The organism is Dietzia sp. SYD-A1 (assembly GCF_015356725.1).
In the GTDB taxonomy this organism is placed as follows: Bacteria; Actinomycetota; Actinomycetes; order Mycobacteriales; family Mycobacteriaceae; genus Dietzia.
Window position 1 is genome coordinate 1 of sequence record NZ_JADDKI010000566.1, and the last position, 1,778, is coordinate 1,778.

General features: G+C 68.8%; 2 protein-coding genes. Both read right to left on the reverse strand.

Annotation, left to right across the window (positions count from 1 at the left end; translation table 11 throughout):
- Positions 1 to 1,134, reverse strand: a 1,134-nt coding sequence (locus tag IY392_RS17000) for an RAMP superfamily CRISPR-associated protein (RefSeq protein WP_228549566.1), incomplete at its 3' end; no start/stop codon positions are given.
- A 5-nt stretch (positions 1,135 to 1,139) separates the two neighbouring features.
- A partial coding sequence (locus IY392_RS17005) for a hypothetical protein (protein ID WP_194861873.1) occupies positions 1,140 to 1,778 on the reverse strand: 639 nt, incomplete at its 5' end.

Sequence of the window (1,778 nt, forward strand, 5' to 3'; positions counted from 1 at the left end):
GACGAGTGTGTCGAGGTGCTTGCGAACCAGACTCGTCGGGTCGGGGACCGGAGGGGCGGGGGTCGGGGGTCGCACCGCCAACGCTCGCCTCGCGCCCTGCAGGGTCAGCGGGCCGGGAGTCAGCCGCACCGCACCCAGTCCCAGCGGCGCACCCTGACCCAGGTGGTGGGCAAATGGTGGACTGTCGTCGTCCACGTTTTCGGCGACGGAGTTGGGGTCCAGGGCGAACAGTAGGAGCGCCAACTCGGTGGTGGTGAGGTTAGAGAAGGAGATCTTGCCCCGAAACACCAGGGGATTGCCCGGGGCGCCCACCAGGGGCCGGATGATGGTGCTGGTCCTCTCGTCCGGGTGACGATTTGGCCCGCCGTGGTGAGAGTTGACAGCGTCCCGCCAGTTGGTGTCCGGATAGTTGGTGAGGAGCCACCCGCGATGGTGGTACATGACCGGGCCGAGGTAGGTCGCCTCGGCGTCGGGGTGGCCGGCTTCCGGGTCGTCGGCTTTCGGGTCGTAGCGGTCTGCCCTCAGGTAGTCGGCCTGCAGGTGGGGGCCTAGGAGGCGGACAGGGCGGGCCTCCAGTTCCCTCACTGTGTCGGTGCAGACGTCGGCGCGGTGGAACCTCAACCGGCCAGCAACGGCCCTGTCGGGGTCGGTGTCGGAGATGTCTCCCAGGAGGGCTTGAGTGGCGGAGAGGCCTTCGGCGACGGTGAGAGGGCCCCGACCCCAGACGACGGAGTTGTCGGCGGGCATGCGGTCATACACCCTCTGAGCTGTCCTGGGGATTGGGGCGGCGAACTCATCGCCGTTGGTGGGGTTCTTGCGCCGGTCAGGGCGCCGTAGTGGCTGTCCGAGAAGAATGGCCAGGCTGTTGCGGGCAAGTCCGCGAATCGCGGAACCCGGGATGGACCACGTGCCATTGAAGCGGTGGGAGTGGCCGTCGGGGTCACCGCCGATGTAGAGCGCGGACAGTACTCGGATGTCGATGACGAGGTCTCCGCTGTGGGTACCGGCGACGGGCCGGTCCATGCAGCGGGTGAGGTCGACGTCGGCGGGAATATCGTCGAGGTTCCAGAGGGCTCGTGCGGTGCGGGGGGGCCCGAAGGGGACGTTGTTGTGGGGGCTGGTCGAGTAGGGCATGGCTGTCACCGCTCGTCGATGGTGTCGGGGTGGGTGCTGTATCCGTCCCATAGGGTCGCGCAGACGCGAACGACACCGAGGTCGTCGACGTCGAAGACCTCCCACACGATCTGATGCACCGGTGTGTGGCGGTCGGGCCGGGTCCACGGCTGGACCGCGGTGCGGCCTCCGGGGTGCGAGACACGGCTTGTGCCCGGCATCGGACCGGATGTGACGGTCGTGTCCTTCCACGCCAACAGTGGGCTCCGTCGGCGGGGACTGGTGGGCCCGGTGTCCTCGGTGTTCAAGCGCCGGTCGACGGCCCGGAAGACGGACTCCCCGGTCTTGCGTTGGGGGATGACGAGGAGTTCCTGGCTGGTGCCGCCGTGGGGGGTCGGGGTGGCGCTGTAGAAGCGGATCTGCTCGACGTCGGTGAGGCGGTCTCGGCCGACGCGGCGGGGCCCGTGAAAACCCCCGGGAGGGGCGGTGTCGCCGGCGAAGTGCCAGGTCCCGTTGATGCGTAGCCCGACGTCGTAGGTGACATGGGTTTCGATGAACACGCGATCCAGGTGGGTGTAGGCGGGTTCATCTAGCAGCGGCGGGGGGCAGGGGTCGGCGCCGATGGCCCACAGGGCCAAGCCGGTGGCGGCGGCGGGGTCCAGATG